The sequence below is a fragment of the Pandoraea sp. genome (assembly GCF_004297875.1).
Taxonomy (GTDB): domain Bacteria; phylum Pseudomonadota; class Gammaproteobacteria; order Burkholderiales; family Burkholderiaceae; genus Pandoraea.
In genome coordinates this window covers 48,544-69,725 of sequence record NZ_SCSK01000031.1, presented here as the reverse complement: position 1 = coordinate 69,725, position 21,182 = coordinate 48,544, and the positions used below count along the sequence as shown (strand labels likewise).

At 63.3% G+C, this 21,182-nt stretch carries 19 protein-coding genes; 8 read left to right on the top strand and 11 right to left on the bottom strand.

Annotation, left to right across the window (positions count from 1 at the left end; all coding sequences use genetic code 11):
- Positions 1–40 precede the first annotated feature (40 nt).
- Together purU and glyA are read right to left on the bottom strand one after the other, a co-directional pair.
- Positions 41–910, bottom strand: a complete 870-nt coding sequence (purU, locus tag EPN80_RS08940; RefSeq protein ID WP_293025933.1) for a formyltetrahydrofolate deformylase — start codon at positions 908–910, stop codon at positions 41–43.
- Positions 911–930: 20 nt separating this feature from the next.
- On the bottom strand, positions 931–2,217 hold the full coding sequence (gene glyA, locus EPN80_RS08935; RefSeq protein ID WP_293025932.1) for a serine hydroxymethyltransferase: 1,287 nt from the start codon (positions 2,215–2,217) through the stop codon (positions 931–933).
- Between the two features lie 171 nt (positions 2,218–2,388).
- Between glyA and EPN80_RS08930 the strand changes: the two genes are divergently transcribed.
- The 7 genes from EPN80_RS08930 to EPN80_RS08900 all read left to right on the top strand — a co-directional run bounded on the left by EPN80_RS08930 (position 2,389) and on the right by EPN80_RS08900 (position 10,528).
- The gene (locus tag EPN80_RS08930) at positions 2,389–3,438 is read left to right on the top strand and encodes a GlxA family transcriptional regulator (RefSeq protein ID WP_293025931.1); all 1,050 of its coding nucleotides are present in this window, start codon (positions 2,389–2,391) and stop codon (positions 3,436–3,438) included.
- Between the two features lie 145 nt (positions 3,439–3,583).
- On the top strand, positions 3,584–4,960 hold the full coding sequence (locus tag EPN80_RS08925; protein ID WP_293025929.1) for an L-serine ammonia-lyase: 1,377 nt from the start codon (positions 3,584–3,586) through the stop codon (positions 4,958–4,960).
- Positions 4,961–4,967: 7 nt separating this feature from the next.
- A complete protein-coding gene (locus EPN80_RS08920) occupies positions 4,968–6,212 on the top strand; it encodes a sarcosine oxidase subunit beta family protein (RefSeq protein ID WP_293025927.1) in 1,245 nt (414 codons plus the stop codon).
- 15 nt (positions 6,213–6,227) lie between these two features.
- Complete coding sequence (locus EPN80_RS08915; protein WP_293025925.1) at positions 6,228–6,509, top strand: sarcosine oxidase subunit delta; 282 nt, start codon at positions 6,228–6,230, stop codon at positions 6,507–6,509.
- Positions 6,506–9,505, top strand: a complete 3,000-nt coding sequence (locus EPN80_RS08910; protein ID WP_293025923.1) for a sarcosine oxidase subunit alpha family protein — start codon at positions 6,506–6,508, stop codon at positions 9,503–9,505. The genes EPN80_RS08915 and EPN80_RS08910 overlap by 4 nt, the downstream gene beginning before the upstream one ends.
- Entirely contained in the window at positions 9,495–10,088 is a 594-nt protein-coding gene (locus EPN80_RS08905) for a sarcosine oxidase subunit gamma (protein ID WP_293025912.1), read from the top strand. Before EPN80_RS08910 ends, EPN80_RS08905 begins: the two co-directional genes overlap by 11 nt.
- Entirely contained in the window at positions 10,085–10,528 is a 444-nt protein-coding gene (locus tag EPN80_RS08900; RefSeq protein ID WP_293025909.1) for a dihydroneopterin aldolase, read from the top strand. Before EPN80_RS08905 ends, EPN80_RS08900 begins: the two co-directional genes overlap by 4 nt.
- On the opposite strand, the gene EPN80_RS08895 is transcribed toward EPN80_RS08900, so the two are convergent.
- The 8 genes from EPN80_RS08895 to EPN80_RS08860 form a co-directional block, all read right to left on the bottom strand.
- Positions 10,513–11,541: a GlxA family transcriptional regulator gene (locus EPN80_RS08895; RefSeq protein ID WP_293025907.1), complete on the bottom strand. Its 1,029-nt coding sequence runs from the start codon at positions 11,539–11,541 to the stop codon at positions 10,513–10,515. The two genes, EPN80_RS08900 and EPN80_RS08895, sit on opposite strands and share 16 nt — an antisense overlap.
- 58 nt (positions 11,542–11,599) lie before the next feature.
- The gene (locus tag EPN80_RS08890; protein ID WP_293025905.1) at positions 11,600–12,949 is read right to left on the bottom strand and encodes an MFS transporter; all 1,350 of its coding nucleotides are present in this window, start codon (positions 12,947–12,949) and stop codon (positions 11,600–11,602) included.
- Between the two features lie 147 nt (positions 12,950–13,096).
- Positions 13,097–14,308, bottom strand: coding sequence for a M24 family metallopeptidase (locus tag EPN80_RS08885; protein ID WP_293025903.1), 1,212 nt, complete (start codon positions 14,306–14,308; stop codon positions 13,097–13,099).
- A 297-nt stretch (positions 14,309–14,605) separates the two neighbouring features.
- Positions 14,606–15,457: an ABC transporter permease gene (locus EPN80_RS08880; protein ID WP_293025901.1), complete on the bottom strand. Its 852-nt coding sequence runs from the start codon at positions 15,455–15,457 to the stop codon at positions 14,606–14,608.
- Positions 15,441–16,733 carry an ABC transporter permease gene (locus tag EPN80_RS08875; protein WP_293025899.1) on the bottom strand — a complete coding sequence of 431 codons (1,293 nt, stop codon included), beginning with the start codon at positions 16,731–16,733 and terminating at the stop codon, positions 15,441–15,443. Before EPN80_RS08875 ends, EPN80_RS08880 begins: the two co-directional genes overlap by 17 nt.
- Positions 16,734–16,811: 78 nt before the next feature.
- On the bottom strand, positions 16,812–17,882 hold the full coding sequence (locus EPN80_RS08870) for an ABC transporter substrate-binding protein (RefSeq protein WP_293025897.1): 1,071 nt from the start codon (positions 17,880–17,882) through the stop codon (positions 16,812–16,814).
- A 67-nt stretch (positions 17,883–17,949) separates the two neighbouring features.
- Entirely contained in the window at positions 17,950–19,038 is a 1,089-nt protein-coding gene (locus EPN80_RS08865; protein WP_293025895.1) for an ABC transporter ATP-binding protein, read from the bottom strand.
- 591 nt (positions 19,039–19,629) lie between these two features.
- A complete protein-coding gene (locus EPN80_RS08860; protein ID WP_293025893.1) occupies positions 19,630–19,803 on the bottom strand; it encodes a hypothetical protein in 174 nt (57 codons plus the stop codon).
- Between the two features lie 126 nt (positions 19,804–19,929).
- On the opposite strand from EPN80_RS08860, the gene EPN80_RS08855 reads away from it, so the two are divergent.
- Positions 19,930–20,553: an LON peptidase substrate-binding domain-containing protein gene (locus EPN80_RS08855; RefSeq protein WP_293025891.1), complete on the top strand. Its 624-nt coding sequence runs from the start codon at positions 19,930–19,932 to the stop codon at positions 20,551–20,553.
- 30 nt (positions 20,554–20,583) lie between these two features.
- Here EPN80_RS08855 and EPN80_RS08850 read toward each other — a convergent pair whose 3' ends face one another.
- On the bottom strand, positions 20,584–21,153 hold the full coding sequence (locus EPN80_RS08850) for an XRE family transcriptional regulator (protein ID WP_293025889.1): 570 nt from the start codon (positions 21,151–21,153) through the stop codon (positions 20,584–20,586).
- Positions 21,154–21,182: the final 29 nt, after the last annotated feature.

Genomic DNA, 21,182 nt, shown 5'->3' with positions numbered 1-21,182 from the left:
GCGCCCGGTCTGGCACGTGAGGTAGCTTCGCGACGTCCTGCTAGAAGACCACCGTCCGGTTGCCGTTGATGAACACCCGGCGCTCGATGAAGCATTTCACCGCACGCGCCAGGCTGGCGCACTCGGTGTCGCGCCCCACTGCGAGCAGCTGCTCGGGCGTGTAGGTGTGATCGACGCGCTCGACGACCTGCTCGATGATGGGCCCCTCGTCCAGGTCGTCGGTGACAAAATGCGCGGTGGCGCCAATCAACTTCACGCCTCGCGCATACGCCTGGTGGTAGGGGCGCGCCCCTTTGAAGCTGGGCAGGAACGAATGATGAATGTTGATCGCCCGGCCGGCCAGGCGCCGGCTGGTATCGGCCGAGAGCACTTGCATGTACCGGGCCAGTATCACCAGTTCGGCGCCGGTCGACTCGACCAGATCCAGCAGGCGCGCCTCCTGGGCCGATTTCGTCTCGGGGGTCACCGGCCAGTGGTGGTACGGGATACCGTGCGCATCGGCCAGCGGAGCCAGATCAGGGTGATTCGAGACAATCGCCGCGATGTCCATCTTGAGTTCGCTCATGCGCCAGCGGAACAGCAGATCCGCCAGGCAGTGATCGAGCCTGGAGACCATGATGATGACCTTGGGGCGGCGGGCGACGTCGTGAATTTGCCAGCTCATGTCGAATTGCCGCGCGACCGCAGTGAAGTCGCGCCGCAACTGCTCGATATCGAGGCTGGCGCCGCTGGCAATATGGAAATTGCAGCGCACGAAAAAGCGCGAGTTGCTCTTGTCGTCGAACACCGCCAACTCGTCGATATAGCCGCCGCGCTGATCGAGAAAGGCGACGATTGCGGCGACTTCGCCCGCCTCGCTCGGGCATGAGACGTTCAGGCAGAACTGCTCGGTTTGATCGGATGCGTTCATGGCAAGGACTCGGATTGCGGTTACGCGGCCGCTGCGCTCAGAAGCGGCGCGTCGGCATCGGAATAGACCGGGAAGCGCTCGCACAGCGCCAGCACCTGCTCGCGAACCTTTTGCGTCACGGCCGGGTTCTCGTGATCGTCGAGCACATCGCATACCAGATTCGCCACTGTCTGCGCCTCGAGCAGGCCGAAGCCGCGCGAGGTAATCGCAGGCGAGCCGATGCGGATGCCGCTGGTGACGAAAGGCGATTGCGGATCGTTGGGCACGGCATTCTTGTTGACCGTGATATGCGCTGCGCCCAACGCGGCATCGGCCTGCTTGCCGGTCAGCGGCTTGCCGATCAGATCGACCAGGAACAGGTGGTTGTCGGTGCCGCCCGACACGATGCGGTAGCCGCGCGACTGGAAGATCACCGCCATGGTGCGCGCGTTGTCCAGCACCTGCTGCTGGTAGCGCTTGAATTCGTCGCTGGACGCTTCCTTGAGCGCCACCGCCTTGGCGGCGATGACGTGCATCAGCGGCCCGCCCTGCGTGCCGGGGAACACCATCGAGGCGATCTTTTTCTCGATATCGGCGTTGGCGCGCCCCATGATCAGGCCGCCGCGCGGACCGCGCAGGGTCTTGTGCGTAGTGGTGGTCACGATGTCGGCGTGGGGCACCGGATTCGGGTAGAGGCCGGCGGCCACCAGCCCGGCCACGTGCGCCATATCGACGAACAGCCAGGCGCCGACGCGGTCGGCGATGGCGCGAAAGCGGGCGAAGTCGAGCCGGCGCGAATAGGCGGAGAAGCCGGCGACGATCAGGCGCGGCCGGTGTTCGAGCGCGAGCGCTTCGAGCGCGTCGTAGTCGATCAGGCCGTTGTCGTCGGTGCCATATTGCACGGCGTTGTAGAGCTTGCCCGAGAAATTGACCTTGGCGCCGTGAGTCAGGTGGCCGCCGTGCGCCAGGCTCATGCCGAGCACCGTGTCGCCCGGCTGCAGCAGCGCCTGGTACACCGCGGCGTTGGCTTGCGAGCCGGAGTGCGGCTGCACGTTGGCCCAGTCGGCGCCGAACAGCGACTTGGTGCGATCGATCGCGAGCTGCTCGACCACGTCGACGAATTCGCAGCCGCCGTAATAGCGCTTGCCGGGATACCCTTCGGCATATTTGTTGGTGAGCACGGATCCCTGCGCCGCAAGCACCCGTGGGCTGGTATAGTTTTCTGAGGCGATCAGTTCGAGATGCTCCTCCTGGCGGCGCGCTTCAGCACGCATCGCGTCCCATAGGGCGGGGTCGAAATCGTCGATTTTCATGCGAGTGGAAAACATGGCGAGGTCCGTTAAGATAGCGATTGTCGGGGCTCAGTCGATGCGCCCCATGTAAAGAGAACGAGCCTCAAGTACAACAGACGCGGTATCGGACGACTAGAACAGAATCGCCTCGGCCGCATGACAAGTGCGTCATGGTTGCGCGAGATCCACAGAACAGGCGCCAAGCCCATGAAACCCCCGATGACTCAGGAAACACCCGCGGTGCGCTTTGGCATCGTGCTGTTGCCGAATTTCACCCTGACCGCGTTTTCCGGTCTGGTCGACATGCTTCGTCTGGCCAGCGACGAGGGCGACAAAAGCCGGCCGCTGCGCTGCTCGTGGAAAATCGTCGGGGAATCGCTTGCGCCGGTGCGCGCCAGCTGCGGCATCCAGATCGCTCCGTGGGAGACGTTCGGCTCGCCGTCGCAGTTCGATTACATCGTCGTCGTCGGCGGACTGTTGCACTCGGGCCCGGAGCCCGGCAAGGCGACGCTGGATTTCATTCGCGCCGCGGGCCAGACCGAAGCGACGCTGGTCGGCGTGTGCACCGGCACGTTCGCGCTGACGCGCGCCGGCGTCATGAGCGGGCATCGAATCTGCGTGAGCTGGTTTCATTACTGGGATTTTCTCGACCAGTTCCCCACGACCGACCCCGATCTGCTGCTGGCCGACCGGCTCTACGTGATCGATCGCCGGCGCATCACCTGTTCTGGCGGGCGCGCCTCGATCGACGTCGGCGCGGCGATCCTGATGCGCCATATCGATCCGTCGATCGTGCAGAAGGCGCTGCGCATCCTGCAGGTCGACGAGCCGCACAAGGCCAACGCGCCGCAACCGCATCCGCCGGGGCTGGCGCCGTCCGCACATCCCAAGATCAAGCGCGCGATTTTGCTGATGGAGCAGCATCTGAGCGCTGCGTTGACCGTCGACGAACTCGCCGGCAAGCTCGATATGTCGGTGCGGCAGCTCGAGCGCCTGTTCAAGTCCGAAACCGGCAGCACTCCGCAGGCGTACGCAAAGGCGATGCGCATGCGCGTGGCGGCGTGGATGCTCACCCATTCCGACAAGACCGTATCGGCGATCGCCTCGAGCTGCGGGTTCTCCGACGCATCGCACATGGGCCGCGAATTTCGGCACGCCTTCGGCGTGTCGCCTGGGGCTTACCGCGCCGGCGGCGCGACCCAGGCTGCAGGGGCCGATTACAGCGAACTCTTTCCGAGCCGGACCGAATTTTACTGAGCGCGGCGCTCGCGCGCCGTCCCGGCAAATGGCATCCATGAGGCACATGGCGCGCCTGTCCTAATCGGACGGCGTTCCCGTTCTATCCCGCCGAGGGGGCGTTTTGGTGTACTAGCGCCACGTTATCGGCAGATAGGAAGGCGTTATGTCCATCAGTGTGTTTGACCTCTTCAAGGTCGGCATCGGTCCATCGAGTTCGCACACGGTGGGGCCGATGATCGCGGCTCACCGCTTCGTCAGCCGCTTGCAGGAAGCCGGCCAACTGAGGGCCACGTGTGCGGTGCGCGCCGAGTTATATGGCTCGCTGGGCGCGACCGGCAAGGGGCATGGCAGCGACAAGGCCGTGTTGCTCGGGCTCGAGGGCGAGCTGCCGGATCGGATCGATCCCGATCTCATCGCGCCGCGTCTGGCGGCGATTCGCGCCAATCGCGAACTGTGCCTGCTGGGCGTGCAGCCCATTTCCTTCATCGAAAAGGAGCATCTGCAGTTCTTTCGCCGCGAGGCATTGCCGCAGCATCCGAATGGCATGCGTTTCACGGCCCTGGATGCGCGCGGCGACCTGCTGATGAAGAAGGAGTATTACTCGGTGGGCGGCGGCTTCGTGGTCAATTGCGACGGTGTGCGCGTCAATGGCGCGCCCGATGGCGGCAGCGTGCCGTATCCGTTTCGCACTGGCGACGAATTGCTGCGCGTATGTGCCGAGACCCGTCTGTCGATTGCCGGGCTGATGTTCCAGAACGAGACGCACTGGCGCTCGGTCGAGGCCGTGCGCGAGGGTTTGCTGGCGATCTGGTCGGCCATGGCAGGGGCGGTGCGGCGTGGTTGCGCGACCGTCGGTGAGCTGCCGGGGCCGCTGCGCGTCAAGCGTCGCGCCGCGGTGCAATATGAACAGCTCAAGAATCGGCCGGAAGAATCGTTGCGCGATCCGCTCTCGATGCTCGACTGGGTCAATCTCTATGCGATGGCCGTCAACGAGGAGAACGCCGCGGGCGGGCGCATCGTGACGGCGCCGACCAACGGCGCGGCCGGGGTGATTCCGGCGGTCATGCACTACTACACGAAATTCGTACCGGGCGCCAATGACGACGGCGTCATCGCCTTCCTGCTGACGGCCGGGGCGATCGGCATGCTCTACAAGGAAAACGCTTCGATCTCCGGCGCCGAGGTGGGCTGCCAGGGCGAGGTCGGCGTGGCGTGCTCGATGGCTGCCGCGGGCCTTGCCGCCGTGCTCGGCGGCAGCAATGAGCAAATCGAGAACGCCGCCGAAATCGGCATGGAACACAACCTGGGCATGACATGCGACCCGGTGGGCGGGCTGGTGCAGATTCCCTGCATCGAGCGCAACGCAATGGGCGCGATCAAGGCCATCAACGCGGCGCGCATGGCGCTGCGCGGCGACGGCCAGCATTACGTCTCGCTCGACAAAGTGATCAAAACCATGATGCAGACCGGAGCGGATATGAAAACGAAATACAAGGAAACGTCGCGCGGCGGTTTGGCCGTGAACGTGATTGAGTGCTGAGGAAACCATGAGCCGATATTCGATATTTAGCCTGATCCGCAACGGATTCAGTTACCACCAGCATTGGGAACGCGCCTGGCGCAGCCCCGAGCCGAAGCGCGAATACGACGTCGTCATCGTCGGCGGCGGCGGGCATGGCCTGGCCACCGCGTATTACCTCGCCAAGGAGCACGGCCTGCGCAATATCGCGGTCGTCGAAAAGGGATGGATCGGCGGCGGCAACACGGCGCGCAATACCACCATCGTGCGCTCGAACTATCTGTGGGACGAATCGGCGCAGTTATACGAGAAGGCCATGAAGCTGTGGGAGGGCCTGTCGCAGGATCTCAACTACAACGTGATGTTCAGCCAGCGTGGCGTGATGAATCTGGCGCACACGCTGCAGGACGTGCGCGACACCCAGCGCCGCATCAATGCCAACCGCTACAACGGCGTCGATGCCGAATGGCTGTCGCCGCAGCAAATCCAGGAGATCGTGCCGATCATCAACCTCAATAGTCGATACCCGGTGCTGGGCGCTTCGTTCCAGCGCCGTGCCGGCGTGGCTCGCCACGACGCGGTGGCCTGGGGCTTCGCGCGGGGCGCCGACAAGTACGGCGTCGACATCATTCAAAACTGCCCGGTCACCGGCATCCGCCGTCAAAACGGCGCCGTGACCGGTGTGGAGACCGCCAAGGGATTCATCAAGGCCAAGAAAGTGGCGGTGGTCGCGGCAGGGCACTCGAGCGTGATCGCGGCGATGGCCGGCATCCGCCTGCCGGTCGAGAGCCATCCGCTGCAGGCGCTGGTGTCCGAGCCGATCAAGCCGATCATCGACACGGTCGTGATGTCGAACGCCGTGCACGCGTACATCAGCCAATCCGACAAAGGCGATCTGGTGATCGGCGCGGGGATCGACCAATACACCGGCTATGGCCAGCGCGGCAGCTTCCACATCATCGAGAGCACGCTGCAGGCGATTGTCGAGATGTTCCCGGTGCTCAGCCGCGTGCGCATGAATCGCCAGTGGGGCGGCATCGTCGACGTCTGCCCGGACGCCTGCCCGATCATTTCCAAGACCGACGTCAAAGGGCTGTATTTCAACTGTGGCTGGGGCACCGGCGGCTTCAAGGCCACGCCGGGCTCGGGCTGGGTGTTTGCGCACACCATTGCCAACGATGCGCCGCACCCGCTGAACGCGCCCTTCTCGCTGGACCGCTTCTATAGCGGTCACCTGATCGATGAACACGGCGCCGCCGCGGTTGCCCACTGAATCTGGAGTTCTGAAATGCTATTGCTGACTTGTCCCTGGTGCGGCCCGCGAGCCGAAAGCGAATTCAGCTGCGGCGGCGAGGCCGATATCGCCCGGCCGCTGCAGCCCGAAGCCCTGTCCGATCGGGAGTGGGGGGATTATGTGTTCATGCGCACCAATACCCGCGGCCGCCATCGCGAACAGTGGCATCACACGCACGGGTGCCGGCGCTGGTTCATTGCCGAGCGCGATACCGTGAGCTATGAGTTTCTCGGTTTTCAAAAATTCGAGGCAGCGCACAAGGAGACCGGAAAATGACGCAAAGTCATCGTTTGCCCAGCGGCGGGCGCATCGAGCGCGACGCACCGCTGACCTTTACTTTCAACGGCCGCGCCTATCAGGGCTATCGCGGCGATACGCTTGCCTCCGCGCTGCTCGCCAATGGCGTGAGTTTCGTGGCGCGCAGCTGGAAGTATCACCGCCCGCGCGGCATCGTCACGGCGGGCGTGGATGAACCCAATGCGATCGTGCAGCTCGAGAGCGGCGCGTACACCGTGCCCAACCCGCGCGCCACCGAAGTGATGTTGTATGAGGGGCTGGCGGCGAGCAGCGTGAATGCCCGGCCGAACATCGAAAACGACCGCATGGCGATCATGCAGAAGTTCGCGCGCTTTATTCCGGCGGGCTTTTACTACAAGACGTTCATGTGGCCCAAGAGCTGGTGGGGCAAGTACGAAACGCTGATCCGCGACGCCGCCGGCCTGGGCCGCGCGCCGGCGCAGCTCGATCGCGACCGCTACGAAAAAACCTTCGCCCATTGCGACGTGCTGGTGGTCGGCGCGGGCCCGGCCGGACTTGCCGCGGCCCGCGTGGCCGGCGCGTCCGGCGCGCGCGTGATCCTGGTCGACGATCAGGCGCTTGCCGGCGGCAGCCTGCTCGCCGGCCCGGCACTCATCGACGGCAAGCCGGCCGGCGCCTGGGTAGCAGACATCATGCGGGCGCTGCAGGCCATGCCGGAGGTCACGATCCTGCCATCGACCACCGCGTTCGGCTATCAGGATCACAATCTGGTGACCGCCTGCCAGCGCCTGACCGACCATTTGCCGGTGGCGCAACGGCGCGGCCCGCGAGAGCGTCTCTGGAAGATTCGCGCCAGGCAGGTCATCCTGGCGACCGGCGCGCATGAGCGGCCGATCGTGTTCGGCAATAATGATTTGCCGGGCATCATGATGGCCTCGGCGGTGTCGGCGTATATCCATCGATTCGGCGTCCTGCCGGGGCGCCGCGCGGTCATCTTCACCAACAACGACGACGGCTATCAGGCGGCGCTGGATCTGCGCGGCGCGGGCGCCGAGGTCACGGTGGTGGACCCCCGGCCGGCGAGCCATGGCACGTTGCCGCAGGCGGCGCGCAAAATGGGCATCGCGATTCACAACGAGGCGATCGTGATCGAGGCGAGCGGCAAGCGGCACGTCGAGTCGGTCAGTGTCGTCGCCTACCGCAACGGCAGGCCGGGGCGGCAGATCGGCCGCTTTGCCTGCGATCTGGTCGCCAGCTCGGGCGGCTGGAACCCGGTGCTGCATCTGTTCGCGCAATCGGGCGGCAAGGCGCAGTGGCATGAGCGCAAGGCGTGCTTCGTGCCGGGCGTGGCGGCGCAGGCCGAATGCAGCGTTGGCGCGGCCAACGGCGAATTCAGTCTGGCCGGCGCGTTGCGCGACGGCGCGCTGGCGGGCCGGGATGCAGCCAAAAAGGCCGGCTTCGAGGCCGGCGACGTGCCGACCTGGCAAACCCCGGCGGTGACCGAAGCGCCGCTCATGCCGCTTTGGCTGGCCGGCGAGCGCGAACGGGTCGGACGCGGTGCCAAGCAGTTCGTCGACTTCCAGAATGACGTCGCGGCAGCCGACATTCATCTGGCCGCGCGCGAGGGCTATCACTCCATCGAGCACGTCAAGCGCTACACCGCGCTGGGATTCGGCACCGATCAGGGCAAGCTGGGCAATATCAACGGCATGGCGATCCTGGCGGACGTGCTGGGCCAGACCATCCCGCAGACCGGCACCACGACCTTCCGGCCCAATTACACGCCGGTGACCTTCGGCACGCTGGCCGGGCGGGAACTGGGCGAGTTTCTCGATCCGGTGCGCAAGACCTGCATCCACGAATGGCATGTGGCTCAAGGCGCGCTGTTCGAGGACGTGGGCAACTGGAAGCGCCCCTGGTACTTCCCGCAGGCGGGCGAAGATCTGCATGCGGCGGTAGCACGCGAGTGCCGCGCGGTACGCAACGGCGTGGGCATTCTCGACGCCTCGACGCTCGGCAAGATCGACGTGCAGGGACCGGACGCCGCCACATTGCTGAACTGGATGTACACCAATCCGTGGAGCAAGCTGGAGATCGGCAAATGCCGCTATGGCCTGATGCTCGACGAGAACGGCATGGTGTTCGACGACGGCGTGACGGTTCGTCTGGCCGAGAATCATTTCCTGATGAGCACCACTACCGGCGGCGCGGCGCGCGTGCTCAACTGGATGGAGCGCTGGCTGCAGACCGAGTGGCCCCATCTGAAGGTGCGCCTGACGTCGGTGACCGATCACTTCGCTACCTTCGCCGTGGTCGGGCCGCACAGCCGCAAGGTGCTGCAACAGGTGTGCCAGGACGTCGATTTCTCGAACGCGGCCTTCCCCTTCATGAGTTTTCGCGAGGGGACCGTGGCCGGGGTGTTCGCCCGCATCATGCGCATCAGCTTCTCGGGCGAGCTGTCGTACGAAGTCAACGTGCCGGCCAATCTCGGCCAGCAGGTGTGGGACGCGATCATGGCGGCAGGCAAGGCGTACGGCATCACGCCGTATGGCACCGAAACCATGCACGTGTTGCGTGCCGAGAAGGGCTACATCATCGTCGGACAGGATACCGACGGCTCGATCACGCCCTACGACCTGGGCATGGGCGGGCTGGTCTCGAAGAACAAGGATTTCCTCGGCAAGCGTTCGCTGACGCGCTCGCATACCGCCGGCGAGCACCGCAAGCAGCTGGTTGGCCTGCTGGCGAAGGATCCGTCGGTCGTGCTGCCCGAAGGCAGTCAGCTGCTGCTCGAACCGAGCACTGCCGAGATCGCGCCGATGGTCGGGCACATCACGTCGAGCTATATGAGCCCGACACTCAACCGTTCGATCGCGCTGGCAGTGGTCAAGGATGGTCACAACCGGATGGGCGAGGAAGTCGTCGTGGCGATGCCCGGCGGACGTTTCATGCCGGCCACCGTCAGCAGCCCGGTGTTCTATGATTTGGAAGGAGTGCGTCAACATGTGGAGTGAAGCCCGGCAGGAATCGCCATTGATTGGCTTGAAACAAGCGCAAAAAAGCGTGGCGGCGGCGCAGACGCAGGCCTTCGGCCTGATCGAGCGGCCATTTTTCGAAATGGTGAACGTGCGCGGCGAGATCGACGATCCGGCGTTTGCCCGGGTGCTGCGCGAGACCGCCGGCGTCGCGCCGCCGGTGGCGCCGAACACGGTCGCCCATGGCGAGCGTTACTCGCTGCTCTGGCTCGGCCCCGACGAATGGCTGCTCAAGTCGGCCGCGCCCTGCCGGCCGGTGATGGAAGCCACGCTGCGCCCGCTGCTGGCCGGGCAGTATGCGTCGGTGGTCGACGTCAGCAGCGGATACACCGTGCTGGAACTCTCCGGTACCCGTGTGCGCGACGTGCTGCAAAAGGGCTGCCCGCTCGATTTGCACCCGCGCCAGTTCCGGGTGGGGCAGTGTGCGCAGAGCCACTTCTTCAAGGCCGACGTGCTGCTGTGGCCGCTCGATGCCGGCACCTGGGCGGTGACGGTGCGGCGCAGCTTCGCCGACTATGCCGGGCGCATGCTGCTGGACGCCGCCGAGGAATTCCTCGCATGATCAACGAAAGCTGTGGCGAGCAACTGTGCCATGTGTTCGTCGAGGCGCTGAGCCTGCCGGTGCACATCGGCATCTACCCCGAAGAGAAGGGCGCGGCTCAGCCGGTGGTATTCGATCTCGATATCGGGTGCCGGGTCGAGCCGGGCGTGCGGGACGACGATACCGATGGCTACGTCGATTACGAAACCTATTGCGCGCTGCTGGCGGCCTTTCTCGAGGAGGAGCCCCATACGGGGCTGCTCGAGCAGCTGGTGGTGAAAATCGCGGCCTGGTCGTTCGCACGCATGCCGGCCATCGAGTCGATCCGGATCCGTGCGCACAAAGCCAAAGTCAGGCAACGCGCGGCGAGGATGGGCGTCGCATTTTACTGGACCCGTCTGGACTATGTGCGCTGGTGCGCGCGGCCCCGCGCCAGCGCCCTCCGTCAGGCGGCGTTGTGATAGCGGCGCCGGTCGGCGATCGGCGAAATGCCGAACTGGCGCTTATAGGCGTTCGAAAAACTGGTGGTCGACGCAAAGCCGGTATTGTTGCAGATCTCCGATAGCGACTGGCCGGTGCGATACAGCAACTGCCGGGCGCGCAACAGGCGGATTTCCTGATACGCCTGCACCGGCGTCTTGCCCATGCGCGCCTTGAACCAGCGCTCCAGCTGGCGGCTCGATACCCGCAGATAGTTGGCGATTTCCTCGACCGCCAGCGTCTCCTCCACATTGCTTTCCATCAAATGCAGCGCTTCCTCCAACCGCGTGTGCTCGGCGCCCCGATAGTGGCGCAGTGACATGCGCTGTTGCTGATCGTGGCCGCGCCGGTCGGCCAACAGCAACTCCAGCACGCGCGCGGCCAGCTCTTCGCTGCCGGGCGGCTGGCTGATCAGCCGGCTCATCAGATCGATCGGAGCGATACCGCCGCTGCAGGTGTAGCGCTGGCGGTCGATCTCGTAAATCCGGTTCGATAGCACCAATTGCGGGAAGTACTCGAGAATGACGTCCCGGTCTTCCCAGTGGATCGTACAGCGATGCCCGTTGAGCAGGCCGGCGCGTGCAAGGAAATAGCTGCCGGTATCCAGCCCGCCCAGTGCTACTCCCGCATTGGCCTGCCGCCGCAACCAGTCGAGGATGCCGCCGATGCCGCGAGTCGGGATCGGGTTCGGGCCGACCACGAAAATCGTATCGAAATGGATTTTATCGGCCAGCGCATGATTGACCGACAGTTGAATGCCGTCGCTCGACACCACCGGGCCGCCATCGACCGAGAGCAGCACGTAGCGGTAGACGGTTTGCCCGACCACCTGGTTTGCGATGCGCAGCGGGTCGACCGCCGCGCCCAGCGCGATCAGCGAAAAGTTATTCAACAGCAGGAAGCCAAAATGCTGAACGCGCAAGTCGTGAACCGGCTTGCGCGTGCTTGGTTTTTTGGCCGGAGCGGGCCGTGCTGGGCGGTCGTTCTCGGACATCGTGGAAAATCGTTGGCAAAGGCGCCAGGCCAGGCCTGGCGCCGGAGATTCAGGCGGACTAGTCGAGCGGCGCCTTGGCGGTCTCGCTGGCCAGCAACATGCCGACCAAAGCCACCGTGGCCGCGCCGACAAGATACCACGCCGGTGCCATCTTGCTGCCGCTCAAGCCGATCAACCAGGTCGCCACCAGCGGTGCGGTGCCGCCGAACAGTGCATTGGCGCTGTTGAAGCTGAAGGCAAAGCCGCTATAGCGAACATGGGTCGGAAAGATCTCCGACAGAAAGCACGGCAGCGTGCCGTCATTCATCGTCAGCAGGGCGCCGAACAGAATCTGGATCAGGACGATCTTGACAAAACCCGCGCCGCTCAGCGCGGCGAACAGCGGCACCGTGCATGCCATGAAGGCGAGCGACGCCAGTACCAGCATGGTTTTGCGGCCGAGCCGATCCGACAGCGAGCCCATCAGGAAAATCAGGCCGATATAGGTGATCAGCGAAATCGTTGCGGCGATCAGCGACTGGGTCTCGCTGACCCCCATCTCGGTCGACAGGTAGGTCGGCATATAGCTGAGCACCAGGTAAAACGCCACGGCATTCAGGCAGGTGACGGCAAAAGCGATGATGAGCTTGCCGCGGTGGTTTTCGAAGAGATGCCGCAGGGGAGTGCGATCGACATGGTGCGCCGCTTCGAGCGCCTTGAAGCGCGGCGTTTCCTCGAGCTTGATCCGGATGTAGCGCCCGATCAGGCCGAACGGCGCAGCCAGCAGGAACGGCAGCCGCCAGCCATAGGCATGCAGGCTCTCGGTGCTCATGAAAGCATGCATGAGCGCCACCAGTACCGAGCCGAACAGCAGGCCGGCCGCGGTGCTCGCTGGCACGATGCTGGTCAGGTAGCCGCGTTTGCCGGGCGGCGCGTATTCGGCGAGGAATGCCGAGGCGCCGGCGTATTCGCCGGACGCCGAGAAGCCTTGCACCAGGCGAATGACCAGCAGCAGGATCGGCGCGAGCACGCCGACTTGTTGATAGGTCGGCAGCAGGGCGATCAGAAAGGTCGAGGCCGACATGATCAAAATGGACAGCGACAGGGCGGCGCGCCGCCCGAACTTATCGCCCACATGGCCCCAGACGATGCCGCCGACCGGCCGAATGATGAACGAGATGGCGAAGATCGCATAGGCCGACAACAGGCCGGTGGTTTTGTCGCTGGCCGGGAAAAAAACGACCGCGATGATGGTGGCCAGGTAGCCATAGGCGGCGTAGTCGAACCATTCGACGAAGTTGCCGATGAAACTGGCGACCGCGGCGCGCCGCAGGATGGCCGGGTCGGCCACGCGGCCGGCCGCGGCCTGCGACCCGCCGCCGAAATTGCCCAATTGCGTGGGCGTGCGCAGAATTTCCTTACTGTTCATTGTCTCCACTCATCCATATCTTGGTAATGCCAGTGTTCGACCCGCACGCGCCGGCGTCCGGGGTTCGGGCCGTGCAACGGCCTCTTGTTCGATCTGCCCCGGCGTATTGGCGCGGGGCAGGGGGCTGCGGCTTATTGCAATGCGCGCTTAGCCGTGAATGATATTTTTCTCCGGCCCGTACGGAAAGCCGGTGATGTCCTCGGCACCGTCTTTGGTGACCACCAGGATGTCGTGCTCGCGATAGCCGCCGGCACCCGGCATGCCCTCGGGCAGCATGATCATCGGTTCGATCGACACGACCATGTTCGGCTCCAGCACCGTTTCGATATCCTCGCGCAGTTCCAGACCGGCTTCGCGGCCATAGTAATGCGACAATACACCGAACGAGTGCCCATAGCCGAAGGTGCGATACTCCAGCAGCCCATGCGCTTCGTAGATCTTGTTGAGCTCGTGCGCGATGTCGCAGCAGCGCACACCCGGCTTGACCATCGCCAGGCCAGCCTCATGGACCTCGACGTTGACCTTCCACAGCTTGAGGTGATCGTCTGAGCAGTGATCGAAGAACAGCGTCCGTTCGAGCGCCGTGTAGTAGCCCGAGATCATCGAAAAGCAATTCAGGCTCAGAATGTCGCCGCGCTGCACTCGGCGCGTGGTCACCGGGTTGTGGGCGCCATCCGTATTGATGCCGGATTGGAACCACGTCCAGGTGTCCATCAGTTCGGAGTCGGGGTAGCGCCTGGCGATTTCGCGCACCATCGCCTGCGTCGAAGCCAGCGCCACTTCATGTTCCGGCACGCCCTCCTTGATCGCCGCGACTAGCGCCGCGCCGCCGACGTCGCACACCTGGGCGCCTTGCTTGATCAGCGCGATCTCCTCGTCGGACTTGAGCATGCGCATGCGCATGGTCGCCACGCCGATGTCGACGAATTCGGCCTCGGGCAGGGCAGCCTTGAGCTTGCTGAGCATTTCGACGGCGAGATGGTCGAATTCCACCCCGATGCGCCGCTTGCCGTGCAGTTCTTCCTTGACTGCGCGATAGTAGTTGTCGCGCTGCCAGTCGGTGTAGACGACGTTGTAATCGCCCACCGTGCGTCGCCACGGCTGGCCGCCGTCGATGTTGGCGGAAATGGATACGACCTTCTCCTGCGTGATGGCCAGACCGTACTTGCGGCCAAACGAGCAATACAGAAAATCCGCGTAGTAGTTGATGTTGTGATAGGACGTGAACAGCACGCCGTCTATCTCGTTATCCGACATATACTTTCGCAGCTTGCGCTGACGGCCGAAGTATTCTTCGCGCGAAAAAGTATTGCGAACCTTCTCGCCATTTTCGATGCGAATCAGGCTGGGTAGTGTCATCTTTTTGCTCCTTTACGAGGTCGTTATCAATGTCCCGGTAAAGGAAATACTAAAAGTTCGACAGAAAAAAACATCTTCGAGGGCGAATATTGCTTATCGAAATACGACATCCCTGGCGAAGCGGGAGCGCGGTCACGCCCGACACACTGGTAAACCCTTATGAAAAAAGGAGGCCGGAGTGCGCCGGACGAGGGAAGCGATGTCGCAAGAAAATAGCTTTCTCCAAAAACGCCAATGGCGCGCCGTCGGGCGCGCCATTGGGTTTATTGTTGCCGGTAGGAGGTAATCGCCGGCCTGCTAGGCCTCCTGGATGCCGCGTAGCCGGACGCTGCGCTGACGCAGTTTTTCAAGGGTGAGCAGCATCAATACCGAGATGGTGATGAGCATCACCGCGACGGCGAGAATGGTGGGACTCAACTGCTCGCGCAATCCGACCCACATCTGTCGCGGGATGGTGCGCTGCTCCACGCCGCCCAGGAACAGCACGATAACCACTTCGTCGAACGACGTCGCAAACGCGAACAATGCGCCCGAGAGAATGCCGGGCCAGATGACCGGCAGGGTCACGCGCCAGAAAGCGCTCAGCGGCGAGGCGCCCAGATTGCGGGCGGCCCGTACCAGCGACTGGTCGAAGCCGACCATGGTGGCGGTCACGGTAATCACCACGAACGGCGTGCCCAGCGCTGCATGGGCCAGCATGATGCCGAGCAGCGTGTTGGCCAGCCCCAGGGTCGAGTAGAAAAAGTACATGCCGACCGCGGCAATGACCACTGGCACGATCATCGGCGAGACCAGCAAGGCCATGATCAGCGCCCGGCCGGGCAGGTTCGGGCGACTCAACCCCACGGCCGCCAGCGTGCCCAGGCTGGTCGAGATCAGCGTCGCGGCGGTACCGACCACGATGCTGTTGCGCAGCGATATTTGCCAAATCTGGTCATGGAAGAATGCCCAGAACCATTTCAGACTGACGGCATGGATCGGATAGGTGAAGAACGGATCCTTGTTGAATGCCAGCGGAATGACGGCCAGGATCGGTGCGATCAGATAGAACAGCACCGCCGCGCAGAATCCGACGAATACGTAATGCCACGCTTTTTGCGCCGCCGTGGTGTAGAGCGGAAATCTGGCGGCTTTACCCGAGTTTGACATTGGCGATCCCCACGAAGCGTTCGTACACGGAATACAGCAACAGCACGCTGGCCAGCAGGATGCCGCCGAGCGCGGCAGCCAGGCCCCAGTTCAGCGAGCGGCTCAGATTGTCGGCGATGAAGTAGCTGATCATCTGGTCGGCGGGACCGCCCACCAGCGCCGGCGTAATGTAATAGCCGATCGACAGAATGAACACCAGCAGCACGCCCGCGCTGATGCCAGGCATGCTTTGCGGGAAATACACTTGCCAGAAGGCTCGCCACGGCCCCGCGCCGAGCGAGCGCGCCGCGCGCGCGTACGACGGCGGTATGGCTTTCATCACGCTGAACAGCGGCAGCACCATGAACGGCAGCAGAATATGCGTCATGGTGACGACCACGCCGATGCGGTTGTAGACCAGGTTGAGCGGATGCTGGATGAGTCCGAGCCAGAGCAGGAATTTATTGATCACGCCGTCGGACTGCAGCAGGACGATCCAGGCCGTGGTGCGCACCAGCAGCGATGTCCAGAACGGCAGCAATACCATGATCATCAACAGATTGCCCTTCTTCGGGCTCAGGTTGGCCAGCAAGTAGGCGAGCGGGTAGCCCAGCAGCAGGCAGGCGCCGGTGACCAGCAGGCCGACCCACGCGGTGCGGCCGAAGACGCCGACGTACAGGCGTGACGACGACGGCTGCCGCTCCAGGCTGCCATTGACCTTGTATTTGAGATCGAGGGCTTGCGCGTAGTAGCCGGCGGTATAGACATGGCCAAGACGCTTGATGATGGCCCATGGCCGCGGTGTTGCCCAAGCCGGATCGAGCGCCATGAAGCGCTGCTTCCAGTCATGCGAGGCAGGCGCGGCCGCCGCCTCCTTCTTGACCATGCGCGCGGTGCGCATGAACAGCGACAGCATCCCGCCGGATTCGAAATTCAGGCGCGAGGCGATTTTCGGAATCGCATCATGATGCGCGGCGGCGACCATATCGGCAGCCAGCGCGTCGAACGCCGCGGCGTCGGGCACGGCCTGGCGGGTTGGATCCCAGCCGCGCAGCTGCGCGACCGTCTCGGGCAGGTGCCGGCTGATCACCGGGTCATACACGCTCTTGTAGAGCATCATGCCGATCGGCACGAGAAAGGTGACGGCGATAAATACAAAGAGCGGTGCGATCATCAGATAGGAACGCAAATGGTTCATTCTCTCGGCGCGCCGGAGTTTATTTTTCAGCTGACTGACTTCCTGCTGCGATGTCTTCACATCGAACTTCCAAATAGCCGCATCCATGGTCGGGTCCATTGAGTCTCCTCCGCGGCGCCATGCCCTCGACCCGCTGGTGCGAGGCATGGCGCCCTTGATTACTTTAAGCGGTCGTGCTCACTGCGCCAGCCACGTGGCGAAGCGCTGGTTGATCTGGTCGGCATGGTCGGCCCACCAGGCGGCGTCCGTCGTCATATGGCGGCCCGGGTGATCGTCGGTCGGCAGCCAGGGCAAGACTTTCTGATCGACGAACTTCATCGAGGATTTTCTCGCCGGTGCGTAGGGAATGTATTGGGTCTGACTCGCCAGCGGGCGCGAGCCCGTCGCGTAGCGAATGAAATCCATCGCTTCCTTGACATGCTTCGAGCCTTTGACCACGACGAAGAAATCAGGCACCTGAACCTGGCCGTCCCATACAATCTGGAAGTTCTTCCCGTCCTTGGTGTCGGCATCGTAGATGCGGCCGTGATACACGGTGGTCATCGCCACTTCCCCGCTGGCCAGTAGCTGCGCCGGCTGAGCGCCAGCCTGCCACCACACGATGTCTTTCTTGATGGTGTCGAGCTTCTTGAACGCGCGATCCAGCCCCGCCGGCGTGCTCAGCACCTTATAGACGTCTTCCGGCTTGACGCCATCGGCCATCAGCGCCATTTCCAGATTGACGTTCGGCTCCTTCTTCAGACCGCGCTTGCCAGGGAATTTCTTCAGATTGAAAAAGTCCTCCAGCGTTTGCGGGCCACCGCTCGGATATTTGGCTTTGTCATAGGCATAAACGTTCGCGTATGACACATTGCCCACCGCACAGTCGGTAACCCGGCCGGGCAGAAAATCCTTGTCGGCCGGCACGCCGTCGCTGCCCGGCGGCAACGACTTGGCATCGATGTGCTCGAACAGGCCGTCGTCGCAGCCGCGCAGCGCCTCGGCATACTCGACGTCGACCACATCCCATTTGACGTTGCCGGTTTGTACCTGAGCGCGAATTTCAGCCAGCCCGCCGTTGTAGTCTTCCTGCAGCACCTGATTGCCGGTGGCTTTTTCGTAAGGCTTGATCATCGCCTCGAGTTGGCTCTTCGAGTATGCGCCGCCCCATGACGTGAGCGTCATCGTCTCCGCGTGAAGCGGAAGCGAGAGACCCAGCAGCAACGACACCACGCCGCATGAAAATAATGCGCTCTTGTTTTGTTTCATGTGATCCTCCTGGTTCCAATGGATTTGCCCTGCGCGATTTATTAATAGTGATTCGGCGGCGTTGCGGTTACTGAACGTAATCGAGCGCCCGGCAATCGGCCGCCTGCCAGCCGACGCGGATCACTTGTTGCTCGCGTAATTGCGGATAGCCGCTGGCCGTGTTCGGCAGTTTGATGATGAAGCTATCGGTGCCGCAGGCCGTCGTTCTGACCCGCAAGTGGTCGCCCAGATAGACCAGCTCTTCTATGCGGGCCTCGACCACGTTGTCGTGGGTGGTTTGGGGCGGGTCGAGCACGACCCGCTCGGGACGCAGCGACAGCGTGGTGCGATTGCCTGAGCGCTGCACGTTGACGGGCAGGGCACGGATGATTTCACCGCCGCATTCGACCACACACTCGTTACTGCCCAGCGACTTCACGTCGCCCACGAGACGATTGTTTTCGCCGATGAAACGCGCGACGAACGCGTTGCCCGGGCGCTCATAAAGATCGACCGGCGTATCGAGCTGGATGATGCGGCCGTCCTGGAAGACCGCGACGCGGTCCGACATCGTCAAGGCTTCCGATTGGTCGTGCGTGACGTACACGACGGTGATGCCAAGTTCGCGGTGCAGTCGCTTGATCTCGAATTTCATCTGCTCGCGCAGTTGCTTGTCGAGTGCCGAGAGTGGTTCGTCCATCAACACCAGCTTGGGCTCGAACACCAGGGCGCGGGCCACCGCCACCCGCTGTTGCTGTCCACCCGACAGCTGGTTGGGGCGTCTCTGGCCAAACCCCTTGAGGCCGACCGTGTCCAGCGCATGTGCGACTTTTTGCTTGATTTCCTCGGCCGGCCTGCGGCGCACTTTCAGCGAGAATGCGATATTTTCCTCGACCGTCATGTGAGGAAAAAGCGCGTAGCTCTGGAACACCATGCCGATATTGCGCTTTTCCGGCGCGAGACGATTGATCGGTTGCCCGTCGAGATAGATTTCGCCGTGCGTGGCGGTCTCGAATCCGGCGAGCATCATCAGGGTCGTCGTCTTGCCCGAGCCGGATGGGCCAAGCAGCGTGAGAAACTCGCCTTGTTCAATATCGAGATTCAGGTCCTTGACGACCAGACTCTCGCCGTCATACGTCTTCTGGACCTGCGCAAAGCGAACAAATGGTTGAGGCATCTTTGTCTCCTGAGTACGGCAATTTCACGTGAGTGTCCTGCGCGTCACCATGGTCCTCGGCATCCCCGATCCTCTTGTGCACGGCGCGGCTGACCAAACCATCGGGTTGCCGCGGCGGTCGCCGGGGTGTTGCTGAAGACGTGTCTCCGGCAGTGTCGGCGTGGGTGACCGGCCTGCCATGTCAATTTTTTTACTATCCGATTTCGCCACACTCGCGCCTGGCCCGGCCGTGACCGGGAAATGCCTCGCGCGACGACTTCCGTTTTGCCTCGCGGGTGCTGCCAAATGCCGTCCTATAAGGGATTTCACCGATATATCCACCGGCGTTCGAGTTTCACCCTGCTGTTTGCATAGTACAAATTCGGTGTAAAAAAGACTTTTCTTTTCCGTCGTTTGATTATCGAAAAACGACATTTGCGTCGCAAAAATATTAAGCGTTTACTGCATTCGAACGTCTCCGTCGTATGTGGTCCGGTTGCGGATCGGTGCGACCGTGTTGCGAGGCGCTCGGGTTGGCCGGTCGCGTCGGATCCCAGCAATGGCGGAGCGGGTTTCCTGCGATGAAGGCAACCACCGCCCGATATCGGGCGCTCATTCGGCATTGACGATTTCCCGCCACGAGCTGGTCGGGCGAAATCCCAGCACCTCGCGAGCGAGGCTGCCGTCGAAAACAGAAGCATACGGATTGGCGGCGTAGCGCTCTGGGTCCCGGATTTCCGGGGAATTCCCCGAGTACATCGAAGCCTCCGGGATCTGCTTGCTCAAGCGGTGGCGGTTAACCGGATACTGCCGATGCGCTGCGCCGATCGGGTGATGCGCGGTGCGACAATCTCCGGGACGCAATCAGCAACACGCTGTTGCAGCGCCCCGCGGCTGTGTCATCATGACGGCATGTTGCTGCCGCCATCCATTCCGCTGTTTCCGTTGAGCAATGCGCTGTTTCCATCCGGCGTATTGCATTTGCGCATTTTCGAAGTGCGCTATCTCGATATGATCCGCCGATGCCTGGCTGAGGGAACGGAATTCGGCGTCGTGATTTTGCTCGAGGGCAGCGAGGTGCGCCAGGCGGGCAAGACGGAGCTGCTCGGGTCGGTCGGCACGATGGCGCGGATCGAGTCCTGCGAGGCGCCGATGCCGACACTCCTGGAGTTGACGTGCGTGGGCACGACGCGCTTCCGGCTGGCATCGTCCGAGCCTGGCAAATATGGCCTATGGCACGGGCAAGGCACTGCGCTGGCCGACGACGCGATAGTGCCGATTCCCCCGACACTGCAGGGCGGCGCCGATGCGCTGGGGCGGCTCATTGCGCGACTGCAGAAGCAGGGGGTGCCAGGTGAGCAGATGCCGATGGCTGCACCGTTTCGGCTCGACGAGTGTGGCTGGGTTGCCAATCGCTGGGCCGAGCTGCTGGCGCTGCCGCCGCACCTCAAACAGGCGCTGCTCGGCCAGGACGACCCGATGCTGCGCCTCGCGCAGGTGCAAGCCTTGCTGGCCGAGCGGGGCTTGCTCGATTGATCAGGGGCCGTGGCGATCGCAGCTGGTGTTCTAACGGCGCACGAGCGCCACGACATAAACGCAGGCGGCAGGACCGGGATTGAAGAAAGCGCAATCCGCCGGCGAGCCCAGTTGCAGGCAGTCGCCGGCCTCCAGGCGGTGGGTCTGCGACCCTTCCTCGAAAACCAGCGTGCCTTGGCGCACCCAGATCTGCTGGTGCTGAAACGCGAACGCCGTAGCGGGATAGGGAATCCTCACCTTTGCCGGCAAGACAACTTCCAGCAGTTCGAGCATGCCGCCGGTGGGCGGCGAGACGGCGCGGCGCGTGTAGCCGGTTTCCGGATCGTGCCAGACCGGCTGCTGCGCATGACGGCTGATTCGTTCGCCGCTTTGCTCGGCCAGCACCAGCAGCATCGACAGCGACAGGCCGAACGCCCCGGAGAGCCGGCCGAGCACCGTGGCCGTGGGGCTGGCCTCGCCGCGCTCGATTTTGCTGATCATCGCTTTGGACACGCCGGAGCGTTCGGCCAGATCGGCCAGCGACCAGCCGCGCGCCTCGCGCTCGATTTTGATGCGCGAGGCAATCGCGTGGGTCGGGTCGGAAGGCGAGCGATTTTGCATAGGCGCATCTTAGCTTAACCGCCGGGGCG